This is a genomic window from Pseudacidovorax sp. RU35E (assembly GCF_900156165.1).
Taxonomy (GTDB): Bacteria; Pseudomonadota; Gammaproteobacteria; order Burkholderiales; family Burkholderiaceae_C; genus Xenophilus.
Genome location: NZ_FTMY01000007.1, coordinates 241,659 through 255,476, shown reverse-complemented (window position 1 = coordinate 255,476; position 13,818 = coordinate 241,659). Strand labels below are relative to the sequence as shown.

Sequence of the window (13,818 nt, the reverse complement as noted above, 5' to 3'; positions counted from 1 at the left end):
CCGGCGAAGATCAGGCTGCCGACAAGGGCTGCGACGAATTCCATGCTTTGCTTTCCGTGATGGCGGTGGCAAGCTGGATCGCGCGGGGTTCGATGTCGCTGTGGAGGGCGGCAACCGGGTGCGACGCACTGCATTGGGCCACCACGTCGCGGGCACAGGTTTCGCAGCGGCCGCACTGGGTGGCCACGCCGAGCTCGAATTGGATCTCGTCGAAACTCATGCCTGCACGGGCATGCCGCACGATCTCGCGGTCCGACACTCGGCGGCATACACAGACGATCATGGCGGTGGCTGCAGTTGGCTGGCTGTGAGGAAGAAGTGCAACGATTATAAATACGAATTTCTCGCATTCGCAATCTCTATCCTGGTCCGGCGCAGGGGGCATTCCTGCTCGCCGTGCGCTCATCGGCTTGCCAGCATGACGCGCAAAAAGAAGGGGCCATCGAGGCCCCTGCGTTTCCATCGGGCGGCAGCGCCGCCGGTTGCTCAGTCGGCGTCGCCCATCTGCGACTGCAGGTAATTCTGCAGGCCCACCTTGCCGACCAAATTGATCTGCGTCTCCAGGAAGTCGATCTGCTCCTCGGTGTCTTCGAGGAGGTCCTCCAGCAGGTCGCGCGAGACGAAGTCGCGCACCGACTCGCAGTAGGCAATGCCGGCCTTGAGCGTGGATTGCGAGCCCTGCTCGGTGCGCAGGTCGCAGTCGAGGATTTCGGAAACGTCTTCGCCCACGTTGAGCTTGCCCAGATCCTGGAGGTTGGGCAGGCCGTCGAGCATGAAGATGCGGTCCATCAGCTTGTCCGCGTGCTTCATCGCTTCGATGGATTCGGAATATTCCTTCTTCGCCAGCTTGTCGAAGCCCCAATGCTTGAGCATCCGGTAGTGAAGGAAGTACTGGTTGATGGCCGTCAGTTCGATCTTGAGCTGGGCCTGGAGATGATCGATGACCTGGGGATCGCCTTGCATGTTCTCGTCCTCGGACCTGAAGGTCCCAAAGCGGCGGATTGTGCGGGTGCACTCCAGTGCCCACAAGGCAAGACCCGGCCGGTCTGGTCTGCATGCGTTTGATCGTGAGAGGCGTTCGTATCGCTTCGGTCGCGCCCGCCGACTTCGCCATAGCGACCGGGCTCCCGATTGATAGTGTTTATCTATCAAGTTCCTGTAGCTCATGCATATACTAGAGCCTCGCAAGTTTTTTCGACCTCAAGAGGAACCGCACATGTCCGTGATCAACACCGAAATCAAGCCCTTCAAGGCCACCGCTTACAAGGATGGCAAGTTCGTCGACGTCTCCAGCGACGACGTCAAGGGCAAGTGGTCCGTCTTCTTCTTCTACCCGGCCGACTTCACCTTCGTGTGCCCGACCGAGCTGGGCGATGTGGCCGACCACTACGCCGAGTTCCAGAAGATGGGCGTGGAGATCTACTCGGTCTCGACCGACACCCACTTCACCCACAAGGCCTGGCACGACTCGTCCGAGACCATCGGCAAGATCAAGTACACGATGATCGGCGACCCCACGCTGGCCATCAGCCGCAACTTCGAAGTGCTGCGTGAAGACCAGGGCCTGGCCAACCGCGGCACCTTCATCGTCGACCCGCAAGGCGTGATCCAGGCGCTGGAAATCACCGCCGAAGGCATCGGCCGCGACGCCAAGGACCTGCTGCGCAAGGTCAAGGCCGCCCAGTACGTCGCCGCCCACCCCGGTGAAGTCTGCCCCGCCAAGTGGGAAGAAGGCGCCGCCACCCTGAAGCCTTCCTTCGACCTGGTCGGCAAGATCTGAGCATGCCCTTCGCCCGGCTGGCGTCAGGCGCCGCGCACCGTGTCCGGTCCCCTGAGAAGGGGTGGGCGGCGCACGCCTGAACCTGCCTGCCGGGTGGCTGCGCAGCAGCTGCCCCCGAGCCCGGGGCACCCTTGTGACCCGGGCTTTTTTATTGCCGGCCCGTCCCTAGATGCTGGAGACGAGCCCCGCCGCCGGGCAAGCGCCCCGAAGCTCCTCTCCCATTGAAGACCCGAACGCCAGAAAGACACCGCCATGCTTGACGCCGCCACCAAAGCCCAGCTTTCCAGCTACCTGGAGCGCATTTCCCAGCCCATCGAGATCGTGGCTGCGCTGGACGACTCGTCGGCGTCGGCACAGACGCGCGAGCTGCTCCAGGACATCGCCAGCACGTCCAAGCTGGTCACCGTGATCGACCGGGCAGAGAGCAGCGAGCGCAAGCCCTCGTTCTCGATCAACAAGCCTGGCCAGACCGACGGCCCGCTCTTCGCCGGCCTGCCGATGGGCCATGAATTCACCTCGCTCATCCTGGCCATGCTGCAGCAGGGCGGCTATCCGCCCAAGGTCGAGCAGGCCATCCTCGACCAGATCAAGCAGATCGACGGCGACTTCGAGTTCGAGGTCTACGTCTCGCTCACCTGCCACAACTGCCCGGACGTGGTGCAGGCGCTGAACCTGATGGCGGTGCAGAACCCGCGCATCAAGACCACCATGATCGAGGGCGGCACCTTCCAGAAGGAGATAGAGGACCGCCAGATCATGGGCGTGCCCACCGTCTTCATGAACGGCCAGATGTTCGGCTCCGGCCGCATGAGCCTGGAAGAGATCCTGGCCAAGATCGACACCAGCGGCGTCGAGCGCGAGGCGAAGAAGCTCAGCGCCAAGGAAGCCTTCGACGTGCTGATCGTCGGCGGCGGCCCCGCTGGCGCTGCCGCGGCCGTGTACGCTGCCCGCAAGGGCATCCGCACCGGCGTGGCCGCCGAGCGTTTCGGTGGCCAGGTGCTGGATACCTTGGGCATCGAGAACTTCATCTCCGTCAAGGAGACGCAGGGCCCGCACTTCGCGCTGGCGCTGGACGAGCACGTGCGTCACTACGACGTGGACGTGATGAACCTGCAACGCGCCTCAGCACTGATACCGGGCAAGGACATGATCGAGGTGCGCATGGAAAGCGGCGCGACGCTCAAGGCAAAGACCGTGATCCTGTCGACGGGTGCGCGCTGGCGCAACATCAACGTTCCCGGTGAGCAGGAGTTCAAGAACAAAGGCGTGGCCTACTGCCCGCACTGCGACGGTCCGCTGTTCAAGGGCAAGCGCGTGGCGGTGATCGGCGGCGGCAACTCCGGCGTCGAGGCGGCCATCGACCTGGCCGGCATCGTTGGGCACGTGACGCTGATCGAGTTCGACACCCAGCTGCGCGCTGATGCCGTGCTCCAGCGCAAGCTCACGAGCCTCCCCAACGTGAGGGTGCTGACCAACGCGCAGACCACGTCCATCACCGGCACCGACAAGGTGAACGGCCTGACCTACAAGGACCGTGCGACCGGCCAGGAGCAGCGCGTGGACCTGGAGGGCGTGTTCATCCAGATCGGGCTGGTGCCCAACACCGACTGGCTCAAGGGCACGGTCGAGCTGTCGCGCCACGGCGAGATCATCGTGGACGCGAAGGGCCAGACCTCCGTGCCAGGCGTGTTCGCGGCGGGCGACTGCACCACGGTGCCGTACAAGCAGATCATCATTGCCGCCGGCGAGGGCGCGAAGGCGGCGCTCAGCGCCTTCGACCACCTGATCCGCACCAGTGCGCCCGTGGCCGCCTGAGCGAGGGCGGCGCCCGCGAAGGGTGCCGCCTTTGCCCCCAGACCGCGGTGTTGCGCCGCTGCTCTTTAGAATCCCGCCCGCCGTGCAGTGCCCCGCTGCACGGCGTTTTTCGTTTCGGGGCCATGTCGAGGAACACCATGTACAAAAACCTCGCAGCCGCGCTCGCGGCCGCCTGCTGTTTTCTTTCTTCTCCCTTCGCCCATGCCCAACCGGCGCCGTCCCAGGTGCCTCTGAAGGTCGGCATCGTCTATGTCGCGCCGCTGGGCGATGCCGGCTGGGTGCACCAGCACGAACTGGGCCGCCAGGCCATCGAGGCGGCGCTGCCCGGCAAGGTGAAGACCAGTTATGTGGAGAACGTGGCCGAAGGGCCCGACGCCGAGCGCGTGATCCGCGACCTGGCACGCCAGGGCAACCAGCTCATCATCACGCCCAGCTTCGGCTACATGGCGCCGACGATGCGCGTGGCGCGCGAGTTTCCGCAGGTGCGTTTCGAATCGATCACCGGCTACCAGCGTGCCGACAACGTGGCGACGGCCAATGCGCGCTACTACGAAGGCCGCTACCTGGCCGGCGTGGTTGCAGGGCGCATGAGCAAGTCGCATGTGGCCGGCTATGTGGCGGGCTTCCCGATTCCCGAGGTGCTGCAGGGCATCAACGCCTTCACGCTCGGCATGCGCTCGGTCGACCCGACTGCCCAGGTCAAGGTCGTGTGGCTCAACCAGTGGTTCGATCCGGCGCTGGAGCGGGATGCGGCCATGCGTTTGATGGACCAGGGCGCGGATGTGCTCGCCTTCCACACTGGCTCCACCGCCGTGATGAAGGCGGCGCAGGAACGTGGCCGGATGGCCGTGGCCTATCACTCCGACATGCGGCAGGTGGCGCCCGACGCGCAGATCGTCGCGGTCACGCACCGCTGGGGCGACTACTACGTCCAGCGCGCCAGAGCCGTGCTGGATGGAACCTGGAAGAGCACCGACACCTGGGGCGGCGTCAAGGAGGGGATGATCCGCGTCGGCGACTTCGGCCCCAAGGTGCCCAAGGCGGTGCAGGAGGAAGTGCTGGCCCGCCAGCAGGATATCGCTGCCGGCCGGCTGCAGCCCTTCCGCGCCGCTGCTGCCGACGTGCGCGACAACCAGGGCCAGGTCGTCATCGCACGCGGGCAGGCGCTGGACGATGGCCAGATCCTCAAGATGAACTGGCTGGCCGAAGGTGTGCAGGGCCGCGTGTCGCCCTGAGCATGACGGGGCAGGTGTACCGGGTCGTGCCGACGGGCTCTGCCGGGGCGTCTGGCGTACATCGATATAGGCGGTATACGGCGCGCCGCCGTTTCCCTGCCCGCGCTTCCAGTACGCTTCGGCGCGGTGGTGCGCGCTGTCGGCGCCATCCGCCGGGCCCGCCGCTTGCAGGCCCCGCGCCATCTCCCACCTCCACCCATGATGAAAAAAGCCTACCGCGCCTCGCTGCTGCGTTTCGATGACGCTGGCCGACCCCTGTTCGACACCGACGGCCTGCTGGTCGTCGCGCCCGATGCCCAGGGCCGGGACCGCGTGGTCGACGCTGGCAGCCATGGCGCGGTGCAGCCGCGCCATCCCGACGTGGAGCCCGAACACCTGCCCGGCCGCATCCTGGCGCCCGGCTTCGTGGACATGCACATCCACTTTCCCCAGACGGACATCATCGGCGCGCCCGCCGACGGCCTGCTGCCCTGGCTGGAGAACTACACCTTCCCCGCCGAGACCCGCTTCGCCGAAGCCGCGCATTCGGCCGAGGTGGCCGAGGTCTTCCTGGACGAGCTGCTGCGCCACGGCGTGACCACCTCGCTGACCTTCGCGACCTCGCATCCGGCTTCGGTGGATGCCCTCTTCGCGGCCGCACGGCGGCGGCAGATGCGCCTGATCACCGGCAAGGTGCTGCAGGACCGCCATTCGCCCGACGGCGTTCGCGACGAAACCGAGCGCAGCCTGGCCGACACCGAGGATCTCATCCGCCGCTGGCATGGCGTGGATCGGCTCGGCTATGCGATCACGCCGCGTTTTGCGCCCACCAGCACCGAGGCCCAGCTGCGCGGTGCAGGCGAACTGGCGGCGCGCTATGCCGACACCTGGATCCAGTCGCACGTGGCCGAGAACAAGGACGAGGTGAAGTGGGCGCGCGAGCTGTTTCCCGCATCGCGCTCCTACCTGGGCATCTACGACGACTTCGGCCTGATGCGCGAGCGCGCGGTGTACGCCCACTGCATCCACTTCGACGACGACGACCGCCAACTGATGCGTGCCACGCGCACGGCGGCAGCCGTGAGCCCGACCAGCAACCTGTTCCTGGGCAGCGGCTTCTTCGACTTCGAGGGCGCCCAGCGCGTCGACTACCTGCATGGCCTGGCCAGCGACGTGGGCGCTGGCACCAGCTTCAGTCCCTTCCAGACCATGCTGGCGGCCTACTACGTCGGCCGCGAGGGCCAGACCAAGCCCGGCCTGAGCCTGGCGCCTTCGCGCCTGTGGTGGCTGCACACGGCCGGCGCCGCCCAGGCGCTGGGCCTGGCCGGCACCATCGGCAACCTGCAGCCGGGCTGCGAGGCCGACTTCCTGGTGCTGGATCCGGCCGCCATGCCCTTGCTGGCGCGCAAGGCCGCCGCCGCGGCCTCGCTGGAAGAGCTGCTGTTCGCCCTGATCGTGCTGGGCGACGACCGTGTCATCGAGCGCACCGTGATCGCCTGCGCCGGTTGAGTGATGCCCAGTGCGCGCGTGCCACAATGCGGGCCCTCTTTTCCGACGCGTGTTCCGGCACGCCCAGCGCGAGTCATCCCATGAGCATCAAGAGCGACCAATGGATCCGGCGCATGGCCGAGCAGCACGGCATGATCGAGCCCTTCGAGCCGGGCCAGGTGCGCCAGCAGGACGGCCGCAAGCTCATCAGCTACGGCACCAGCAGCTATGGCTACGACATCCGCTGCGCGCCGGAATTCAAGGTCTTTACCAACATCCACAGCACGGTGGTGGACCCGAAGAATTTCGATGAGAAGAGCTTCGTCGACATCCAGGCCGACGTCTGCATCATCCCGCCCAACAGCTTCGCGCTGGCGCGCACGGTGGAGTACTTCCGTATTCCGCGCAACGTGCTGACCATCTGCCTGGGCAAGAGCACCTACGCTCGCTGCGGCATCATCGTCAACGTCACGCCCTTCGAGCCAGAGTGGGAAGGCTACGTGACGCTCGAGTTTTCCAACACCACGCCACTGCCCGCCAAGATCTATGCGGGCGAGGGCTGCGCGCAGGTGTTGTTCTTCGAAAGCGACGAGGTCTGCGAGGTCAGCTACAAGGATCGCGGCGGCAAGTACCAGGGACAAAGCGGCGTGACGCTGCCCAAGGCCTGAGTCCGACCGCGTCGGGCGCATCCGGCGGATGCCGGGTGCATCCGACACGCCGCGCTTGGCGACACCTACACGGTTGCGCGTAGGGGGCCGCCAATCCGTGCCCGGGCGGCTGACCATGCTCTGCGCCACCGACGCGGATGGTCCGCGCAGGAGCTCCAGATGCCCAACCTCTTCACGCCAAGCCGTCCGTCCTCGTCTCCGATCCAGCGCCTGCTGATGGCAACACTCGTCGTCGTCGCCCTTTTTCTGCTCGCCGCCTTTTACGAGGTGGCTCAAGGGCAGGTGCGTGCGGCCCACCAGCGTGAAGCACAGGCCCGTATCCAGGTTCAGACCGCCGCCGAAACGCGTACGCAGCGCGAGCGCCTGACCGCGGCTTTCCAGCAACCGATCGGCGTACAGTCCGTGGCCTACACCCTGTCGCGTTGAGGCGCGCCGGGTCCCTCTGGAAAGGAAAGCGATGCGCTGGGAAGGCAATGAGGAATCCGACAACGTCGAAGACCGCCGCGGCATGGGCGGAGGTGGCGGCTTTCCCATCGGCGGGCGCAGCATCGGCCTGGGCACGGTCGTCGTCGCCGTTGTCGCCGGCTGGATCTTCGGCATCAATCCACTGACGCTGCTCGGCGCACTCAGCGGCGGCGGCAGCCCTGTCGTCCAGCAGCAGGCACCTTCGCATGCGCCGCGCAACGACCGCGAGACCGCCTTCGTGCGCACGGTGCTGCGCAACACCGAGGTGGTGTGGGGCGAAGTGTTCCGAGAGGGTGGCGCCCAGTACCGCCCGCCCACGCTGGTGCTCTTCGACAACAGCACGCCCACGGCCTGCGGCACCGGCCAAAGCGCCATGGGTCCCTTCTACTGTCCGGGGGACAGCAAGGTCTACATCGACCTGCGCTTCTACGACACCCTGCGCGACCGCCTCGGCGCACCCGGCGAATTCGCGCAGGCCTATGTCATCGCGCATGAGGTGGGCCACCATGTGCAGCACCTGTTGGGCATCACGGACAAGGTCGACGCCATGCGCCGGCGCCAGAGCGAAGCCCAGGCCAATGCGACCAGCGTGCGCGTCGAACTTCAGGCGGACTGCTTTGCCGGCGTGTGGGCCCAGCGCTCGCAGGAGTCTAAGCAGTGGCTTGACCCGTCCGATATCGCCGCCGCCATGAATGCCGCCGAAAAGATCGGCGACGACGCCCTTCAGCGTTCGGCCGGCCGCGCCGTGGTGCCCGACAGCTTCACGCACGGCAGCAGCGCCCAGCGCCAGCGCTGGTTCATGAACGGCTACAAGAGCGGCCAGGTTAAGGCCTGCGACACCTTCAACGCCTCCACGCTCTGAGGTTTGCACGGTCGGCCTGAAGGCCGCAGATCGCCCGTCACCCCGCTGTCACTGCCGTTTTTTGCGGCAATGCGACAATCGCGGACTTCCTATGAGTACTCTCTATTCCGACCTCGCGCTGGCGGACCCGTTGAAGCGCGCCGTGGCCGACATGGGCTACGAACACATGACGCCGATCCAGGCGCAGGCGATTCCGGTGGTGCTGTCCGGCCAGGACGTGATGGGCGCCGCCCAGACCGGCACCGGCAAGACCGCCGCCTTTTCCCTGCCGCTGCTGCATCGCCTGCTCAAACACGAGAACGCCTCGACTTCGCCCGCCCGGCATCCGGTGCGCGCGCTGGTGCTGCTGCCCACGCGCGAACTGGCCGATCAGGTGGCTCAGCAGGTCAAGATGTACGCCAAGTACACACAACTGCGCAGCACCGTGGTCTTTGGCGGCATCGACATGAAGCCGCAGACTGCCGAGCTCAAGAAGGGCGTGGAGGTCCTGGTGGCCACGCCCGGCCGGCTGCTGGATCACATCGAGGCCAAGAACGCGGTGCTGAACCAGGTCGAGTACGTCGTGCTCGACGAGGCCGACCGCATGCTGGACATCGGCTTCCTGCCCGACCTGCAGCGCATCCTGTCGTACCTGCCCAAGCAGCGGACCACGCTGCTGTTCTCGGCCACCTTCTCGCCCGAGATCAAGCGCCTGGCCTCCAGCTACCTGCAGGACCCGATCACCATCGAGGTGGCGCGGCCCAACGAGACGGCCTCCACCGTCGAGCAGGTGTTCTATGGCGTGCACGAGGACGACAAGCGCCGAGCGCTCAAGCAGATCGTGCGCCAGCGTGGCATCACGCAGGCTTTCGTCTTCGTGAACAGCAAGCTGGGTTGCGCCCGGCTGGCCCGCTCGCTGGAACGCGAGGGCCTGCGCTGCACGGCCCTGCACGGCGACAAGAGCCAGGACGAGCGCCTGAAGGCCCTGGCCGCCTTCAAGGCCGGCGAGGTGGACCTGCTGGTGTGCACCGACGTCGCGGCCCGCGGCCTGGACATCAAGGACGTGCCCGCCGTCTTCAACTACGACGTGCCCTTCAACGCCGAGGACTACGTGCACCGCATCGGCCGCACCGGCCGTGCTGGCGCTTCGGGCCTGGCGGTGAGCTTTGCGGGCGGTGGCAACGACGCCCGCCTGGTGGCCGACATCGAGAAGCTGATCAAGAAGAAGATCGAGCTCCAGCCGCTGGAGATGGACGACGAGCGTCCGCGCGGCCGCATGAACGACGGTCGCCGCCGCTGGCGCGAGGACGGCGAGACGGGCGATTCCCGCGACACGCTTGATCGGCCCCGCAGCAGCGCCCCTGCGGCGGCCGAGGGCTACCGCGCCCCGCGCCCGCAGCGCACCCACGCATCGCGCGATCCTTTCTTCGACAAGCCCTATGAGGCCGCTGGCGGAGACGAGGCACCCGCCTGGGAGCAGTCCGCCAAGGCGCCGGCACCCAAGCAGCCGGCATCGGGCAACATCCGCACCAAGCGCAAGGTGGCCGCGCTGTTCAAGTCCGCGGAGCCGCAGCAGCAGAATTGAGTGCCCTGCGCGGCCGGCCCTCGCGGGTCGGGCCGCTGCGATGGTCCCCAGGCTGGCACGCGTGCCAGCCTTTGTCTTTCTGCCGGTCGCTGGCCGGTACCCTGCATCCACAAGAAGGAGACTCCCATGCCCGGCCTGTTGCCCGACGTCGATCCCGACGGCCTGCTCGAGTTCTCGGTCGTCTACACCGACCGCGCCCTCAACCACATGTCTAAGCGCTTCACTGGCGTGATGCAGGACATCCTGTCCACGCTGAAAGAGGTCTACCACGCCCACACGGCTGTGCTCGTGCCGGGCAGCGGCACCTTCGGCATGGAGGCCGTCGCGCGCCAGTTCGCCAACCGCGAGAAGGTGCTGATCATCCGCAATGGCTGGTTCAGCTATCGCTGGAGCCAGATCTTCGACGCGGGTGGACTGGGCGGCGGCGCCATCGTCTGCCAGGCTCGCCAGCGGGGTGAAGGCCCGCAGGCGCCCTGGGCGCCGTGCCCGGCCGAGGAGGTCGCGGCCACCATCCGTGCCGAAAAGCCCAAGGTCATCTTCGCGCCGCATGTGGAGACCGCGAGCGGCATCCTGCTGCCCGACGACTATCTGCGTACGGTGAGTGCTGCTGCGCGCGAGGTGGGCGCGCTCTTCGTGCTGGACTGCGTGGCCTCGGGCGCTGTGTGGGTGGACATGCAGGCCACCGGCGTGGACGTGCTGATCAGCGCGCCGCAGAAGGGCTGGAGTGGCTCGCCCTGCTGCGCCATGGTGATGCTCGGCGAACGCGCCCGCGAGGCTATCGACGGCACCACGAGCAGCAGCTTCTCCTGCGACCTCAAGAAGTGGATGCAGATCGCCGAGGGCTACGAGCGCGGCCAGCATGCGTACCACACGACCATGCCGACAGACGCGCTGGTGCTGCTGCGGGACGTGATGAAAGAGACCCGGGACTGGGGCTTCGAGGCGGCGCGCCAGGCGCAGTTCGAGTTGGGTGACAAGGTGCGTGCGCTGCTCGAATCGCGCGGCCTGCCCAGCGTGGCGGCGGAAGGCTTCAAGGCGCCGGGCGTGGTGGTGAGCTACACCACCGACCCCGGCATCCAGAGCGCCAAGAAGTTCATCGAGGCCGGCCTGCAGACCGCCTCCGGCGTGCCGCTGCAGTGCGGCGAGGGGCCCGACTTCATGACCTTCCGCATCGGGCTGTTCGGCCTGGAGAAGTGGCGCAACGTAGACCGCAGCGTGGGCCACCTGAAGGCCGGCCTGGACAAGGTGCTCGGCACGGCCTGAGCCGCCGCCGCCGCTGCGTGAGGGCGGGCGCTCAGCCTGGCGCCTGCGCCTGGGTGCAGCGCACGTCGATGCGCTCCCGCTCGTCCAGCGTGGCACCGATGCGCACGGCCGTGAGGCAGCCACCCCAGACGCAGCCGGTGTCGGTCGACAGCAGGTCGGGCCGCGAGAGCCAGCCCAGCGTGGACCAGTGGCCGAAAGCGACCACGGCCTTGGCAGTGCGCCGGCCGGGCACGTCGAACCAGGGCATGTAGCCCGTCGGGGCTTCTGCGGCGCTGTCCTTGGCTTCGAACTCCATCGTTCCCTCGGCGCTGCAGAAGCGCAGCCGGGTGAGTGTGTTGACGATCACCCGCAGGCGCGCGCTGCCGGAGAGATCGTCGGACCACGAAGCAGGCTCGTTGCCGTACATCTCCTGCAGGAAGTTGCCCAGGTTCGGGCCGCGCAGCACGGCCTCGAGTTCGTGGGCGCGCGCCATCGTGTCTTCCACGGTCCAGGCGGGCAGCACGCCCGCGTGCACCATGAGCAGGTCGCGCCCGCCGATGCGCTCGTGCAGCGCCATCGCGCGGTGGCGCAGCCAGTCCAGCAAAGGCTCCCGGTCGGGGGCGTCCAGGATGGGCGCGATCGTGTCGCGCCGCCCTGGCTTGCGCACGCCATGCGCCACGCCCAGCAGGTGAAGGTCGTGGTTGCCCAGCAGGCTGCGGGCCGAATCGCCCAGCGCCTGCACCCGGCGCAGCACGCCCAGCGAGTCGGGTCCGCGGTTGATCAGGTCGCCGAGCAGCACCAGCCGGTCGCGGCTGGGGGAGAAGTCCAGGGTGTCGAGCAGCCGGCCCAGGGCCTCGTCGCAGCCCTGCACATCGCCGATGAGATAGAGTGCCATGCCCTCATTCTCCCCCTCACTTCTCGATGGATGTTCTCCTGCTGGCCTTGCTGACGACGTGCAACGCGTTGTTCGCGATGTCCGAAATGGCTCTCTCCACCTCGCGCCGCGCGCGCTTGGCGGCACTGGCCGAAACCGGCGATCCCGGGGCCATCGCGGCACTCAAGCTGCTGGACATGCCGACGCAGTTCCTCTCGACCGTGCAGATCGGCATCACCTCCATTGGCATGCTCAGCGGCATCGTGGGCGAATCGGCCTTCGCTGGGCCGCTGGCCATCCGCATGCAGGAATGGGGGCTGGGCGAAGGCGCGGCCAGCATCCTGTCGACGGCGGTGGTGGTGACCGGGATCACTTTCTTCACGATCATCTTCGGCGAGCTGGTGCCCAAGCGCATCGGTCAGCTCTATCCCGAGCCGGTGGCGCGCTGGGTTTCCCGACCCATGAGTGCGCTGGCCAAGGGCACCAAGCCTTTCGTCTTCCTGCTCTCCGGTACCACGGCGGCAACGCTGCGACTGCTGCGCATCGACGCAACCGGGGCGCGCGCGGTGACCGAGGAAGAAATCTCCGCCAGCCTGGAGGAGGGCGTGGATGCCGGTCTCATCGAGCGCCATGAGCACCAGATGGTGCGCAACGTCTTCCACCTGGACGACCGCCGCCTGTCTTCGTTGATGGTGCCGCGCAGCGACATCGAGTGGATGCCCGCCAACCTGACGGTGGCCGAGGCCTTGCAGAAGGTGGCCGCGGCGGGCGCCATCAACCTGATGCATTCCTGGTATCCGGTCTGCCGCAACTCCCTCGACGACGTCGTCGGCGTGGTGAGCGTGGCGCACCTGCTCAAGTTGGGGCCGTCGCATGACGGCGCCCTGGGAACGCTGGCGCAACCGGCAGCCTTCGTGCCCGAGACGCTCACCGGGCTGGAACTGCTGGAGCAGTTCCGCGCGCAGGCGGGCCGGATGGTGCTGGTGGTGGACGAGTACGGTGTGGTGCAGGGCCTGCTCACGCCGCGCGATCTGCTGGAGGCCATCACGGGTGAGCTGCATCCGCATGTGCCGACCGACGCCTGGGCCACCCACCAGCCCGACGGCAGCTGGGCGCTCGACGGGTTGATGCCGGTGTCGGAGTTGCGGGCGCGGCTGGCCATCCGCGAACTGCCGGACGAGGAGCGTGGCCGCTACAACACGGTCGCCGGGCTGCTGATGGCTGTGTCGGGTCGCATGCCGGCGGTGGGCGAGCAGATCGAATGCGCGGGCTGGGGCTTCGAGGTGCTGGCGCTCGAAGGGCGCCGCATCGACCGCGTGCTGGCGCGGCCGCTGACCAGCGCTCAGTGAGCGTCGCCGCTCGCCGCGGATCCCGACTCGCGTTGCTCCCGCCGCCATTGCCAGGGCGGCGTGGGATGGACCGCCTTCCACAGGCCGACGCGCGCACGGCGTGCCCGTGCTTCGGCGGCGGCGTAGCGGCGCCGCGCGGCGGCCGTCTGCGCGTCGGCGTACTGGCGGTACCACCAGGCCAGACCCGCCTCCAGCATGGCCTCCCCGGCATCCATGCTTGGCGCTGCGTCAGGGTCTTCTGGCGGCGGCACCTGCACCGCGCAGACGGCACGGCCGTAGCGGTCGCGGTCCACGCAGCGCAGTTCGACCTCGCGGTGCAGCGCCAGCCGGGCCAGCAGGCGCCGGGCGTTGCGGCCCTGGGCCTGGCCGGCCTCGGGCGCGTCGATGGCGTGCACGCGCACCGTCAACACCTCACCGCCATCGCAGTCGGCATGCAGGGTGTCGCCGTCGCTCACGGCCGTGACGAGGCACAGCAGCAGGGTTGCGGCCAGGGCCAC

Annotated in this window: 14 protein-coding genes; 10 read left to right on the top strand and 4 right to left on the bottom strand. The window is 67.6% G+C overall.

The features are described 5' to 3' along the window. Positions 1 to 10: 10 nt before the first annotated feature. Both BXA03_RS14755 and bfr read right to left on the bottom strand, forming a co-directional pair. A complete protein-coding gene (locus BXA03_RS14755) occupies positions 11 to 283 on the bottom strand; it encodes a (2Fe-2S)-binding protein (RefSeq protein ID WP_076509091.1) in 273 nt (90 codons plus the stop codon). Between the two features lie 203 nt (positions 284 to 486). Then, positions 487 to 963 carry a bacterioferritin gene (gene bfr, locus BXA03_RS14750; RefSeq protein ID WP_076509088.1) on the bottom strand — a complete coding sequence of 159 codons (477 nt, stop codon included), beginning with the start codon at positions 961 to 963 and terminating at the stop codon, positions 487 to 489. 253 nt (positions 964 to 1,216) lie between these two features. Between bfr and ahpC the strand changes: the two genes are divergently transcribed. The 9 genes from ahpC (at position 1,217) to BXA03_RS14705 (ending at position 11,119) form a co-directional block, all read left to right on the top strand. Further along, positions 1,217 to 1,780, top strand: a complete 564-nt coding sequence (gene ahpC / locus BXA03_RS14745; protein ID WP_058642001.1) for an alkyl hydroperoxide reductase subunit C — start codon at positions 1,217 to 1,219, stop codon at positions 1,778 to 1,780. Between the two features lie 252 nt (positions 1,781 to 2,032). Next, on the top strand, positions 2,033 to 3,595 hold the full coding sequence (gene ahpF, locus BXA03_RS14740; protein WP_076509085.1) for an alkyl hydroperoxide reductase subunit F: 1,563 nt from the start codon (positions 2,033 to 2,035) through the stop codon (positions 3,593 to 3,595). A gap of 137 nt (positions 3,596 to 3,732) precedes the next feature. Then, positions 3,733 to 4,830, top strand: coding sequence for a BMP family ABC transporter substrate-binding protein (locus BXA03_RS14735; RefSeq protein ID WP_076509082.1), 1,098 nt, complete (start codon positions 3,733 to 3,735; stop codon positions 4,828 to 4,830). Positions 4,831 to 5,031: 201 nt separating this feature from the next. After that, the gene (guaD, locus tag BXA03_RS14730; protein ID WP_076509343.1) at positions 5,032 to 6,318 is read left to right on the top strand and encodes a guanine deaminase; all 1,287 of its coding nucleotides are present in this window, start codon (positions 5,032 to 5,034) and stop codon (positions 6,316 to 6,318) included. An 80-nt stretch (positions 6,319 to 6,398) separates the two neighbouring features. Next, positions 6,399 to 6,965 carry a dCTP deaminase gene (gene dcd, locus BXA03_RS14725; RefSeq protein ID WP_017762084.1) on the top strand — a complete coding sequence of 189 codons (567 nt, stop codon included), beginning with the start codon at positions 6,399 to 6,401 and terminating at the stop codon, positions 6,963 to 6,965. Between the two features lie 159 nt (positions 6,966 to 7,124). Continuing rightward, entirely contained in the window at positions 7,125 to 7,391 is a 267-nt protein-coding gene (locus BXA03_RS14720; protein ID WP_076509079.1) for a hypothetical protein, read from the top strand. Positions 7,392 to 7,422: 31 nt separating this feature from the next. Then, positions 7,423 to 8,292, top strand: a complete 870-nt coding sequence (locus tag BXA03_RS14715; RefSeq protein WP_076509077.1) for a KPN_02809 family neutral zinc metallopeptidase — start codon at positions 7,423 to 7,425, stop codon at positions 8,290 to 8,292. Positions 8,293 to 8,383: 91 nt separating this feature from the next. Continuing rightward, complete coding sequence (locus tag BXA03_RS14710; RefSeq protein ID WP_076509074.1) at positions 8,384 to 9,856, top strand: DEAD/DEAH box helicase; 1,473 nt, start codon at positions 8,384 to 8,386, stop codon at positions 9,854 to 9,856. Between the two features lie 126 nt (positions 9,857 to 9,982). Continuing rightward, positions 9,983 to 11,119, top strand: a complete 1,137-nt coding sequence (locus BXA03_RS14705; RefSeq protein WP_076509071.1) for an aminotransferase class V-fold PLP-dependent enzyme — start codon at positions 9,983 to 9,985, stop codon at positions 11,117 to 11,119. Between the two features lie 31 nt (positions 11,120 to 11,150). Here the strand turns inward: BXA03_RS14705 and BXA03_RS14700 are convergent, their stop codons facing one another. After that, positions 11,151 to 11,993, bottom strand: a complete 843-nt coding sequence (locus BXA03_RS14700; protein WP_076509069.1) for a symmetrical bis(5'-nucleosyl)-tetraphosphatase — start codon at positions 11,991 to 11,993, stop codon at positions 11,151 to 11,153. A gap of 26 nt (positions 11,994 to 12,019) precedes the next feature. Between BXA03_RS14700 and BXA03_RS14695 the strand changes: the two genes are divergently transcribed. Further along, positions 12,020 to 13,321 (top strand): hemolysin family protein, encoded by a 1,302-nt coding sequence (locus BXA03_RS14695; RefSeq protein ID WP_076509066.1) that lies wholly within the window; start codon positions 12,020 to 12,022, stop codon positions 13,319 to 13,321. Here BXA03_RS14695 and BXA03_RS14690 read toward each other — a convergent pair. Next, entirely contained in the window at positions 13,315 to 13,818 is a 504-nt protein-coding gene (locus BXA03_RS14690; protein ID WP_159444722.1) for a thermonuclease family protein, read from the bottom strand. The genes BXA03_RS14695 and BXA03_RS14690 overlap by 7 nt on opposite strands.

Bases quoted from the DNA above. Each gene is read 5' to 3' on its own strand.
- dcd (WP_017762084.1), top strand. From the start codon at position 6,399: ATGAGCATCAAGAGCGACCAATGGATCCGGCGCATGGCCGAGCAGCAC.
- ahpC (WP_058642001.1), top strand. From the start codon at position 1,217: ATGTCCGTGATCAACACCGAAATCAAGCCCTTCAAGGCCACCGCTTAC.
- bfr (WP_076509088.1), bottom strand. From the start codon at position 963: ATGCAAGGCGATCCCCAGGTCATCGATCATCTCCAGGCCCAGCTCAAG.
- BXA03_RS14720 (WP_076509079.1), top strand. From the start codon at position 7,125: ATGCCCAACCTCTTCACGCCAAGCCGTCCGTCCTCGTCTCCGATCCAG.
- guaD (WP_076509343.1), top strand. From the start codon at position 5,032: ATGAAAAAAGCCTACCGCGCCTCGCTGCTGCGTTTCGATGACGCTGGC.
- BXA03_RS14755 (WP_076509091.1), bottom strand. From the start codon at position 283: ATGATCGTCTGTGTATGCCGCCGAGTGTCGGACCGCGAGATCGTGCGG.
- BXA03_RS14705 (WP_076509071.1), top strand. From the start codon at position 9,983: ATGCCCGGCCTGTTGCCCGACGTCGATCCCGACGGCCTGCTCGAGTTC.
- BXA03_RS14695 (WP_076509066.1), top strand. From the start codon at position 12,020: ATGGATGTTCTCCTGCTGGCCTTGCTGACGACGTGCAACGCGTTGTTC.
- ahpF (WP_076509085.1), top strand. From the start codon at position 2,033: ATGCTTGACGCCGCCACCAAAGCCCAGCTTTCCAGCTACCTGGAGCGC.
- BXA03_RS14700 (WP_076509069.1), bottom strand. From the start codon at position 11,993: ATGGCACTCTATCTCATCGGCGATGTGCAGGGCTGCGACGAGGCCCTG.
- BXA03_RS14715 (WP_076509077.1), top strand. From the start codon at position 7,423: ATGCGCTGGGAAGGCAATGAGGAATCCGACAACGTCGAAGACCGCCGC.
- BXA03_RS14710 (WP_076509074.1), top strand. From the start codon at position 8,384: ATGAGTACTCTCTATTCCGACCTCGCGCTGGCGGACCCGTTGAAGCGC.
- BXA03_RS14735 (WP_076509082.1), top strand. From the start codon at position 3,733: ATGTACAAAAACCTCGCAGCCGCGCTCGCGGCCGCCTGCTGTTTTCTT.